The sequence below is a fragment of the Mesoplasma sp. JKS002658 genome (assembly GCF_023566355.1).
Lineage (GTDB): Bacteria > Bacillota_I > Bacilli_A > Mycoplasmatales > Mycoplasmataceae > Edwardiiplasma > Edwardiiplasma whartonense.
Map to the genome: position 1 here is coordinate 1 of NZ_JAKNSW010000004.1, position 625 is coordinate 625.

Genomic DNA, 625 nt, shown 5'->3' on the forward strand with positions numbered 1-625 from the left:
CTAATAATTAGTACTATTTACAAGTTAAGTTAATAGTTTTAAACCAGACAAATTGTCTGGTTTTTTTCTTATAAAAAAAATTTCTAACTAATTTAATTATGGTTATAATGAGTGATAGTATCAATTTAAAACTTATTTTATAAAGGAAAAAATAAATCCATGAAAAAATTCTTATCGATTCTAGCAGCAGTGGGGTTAGCATCAACTGCTGCAATTAGTGTAGTTGCTTGCGAAAATAATAAAATAATCCAAGCAGAAACTGTTAATAAAACTGCTGATGATTTAGTTCTTGCTCCTGATCACCAATCAGCAACTTTGAAGTTAAATCAGGTCGAAGCGTTAAAACTTGAATTAGTAGTTCAAGAAAGTGAAAACAAATACGTTAACGGAATTAATTTACCTGCATCTGATCAGGCAGTTGTGGTAAATGGTACAAACATTATTGCAACCTTTACTCCTAACTTTGAAAGTGGAATTGTTATGGTGGTTTTAAAAGCTGATAAAGCAATAACTGTCCCAGAGGTAACTTTTGTTTTTGGCGATGGTAATGCTAAATTAAGCATTGCTAATTTAAATTTAGATTTTATTTCTCGACAAATAATAAGAAAAAGTGCAATTTTAGGAG

At 29.4% G+C, this 625-nt stretch carries 1 protein-coding gene; it reads left to right on the forward strand.

What is annotated here, in order from left to right; genetic code table 4:
* Positions 1-159: 159 nt before the first annotated feature.
* Positions 160-625: lipoprotein (locus tag LD125_RS03480; RefSeq protein WP_250137685.1), on the forward strand; the 466-nt coding region annotated here is incomplete at its 3' end.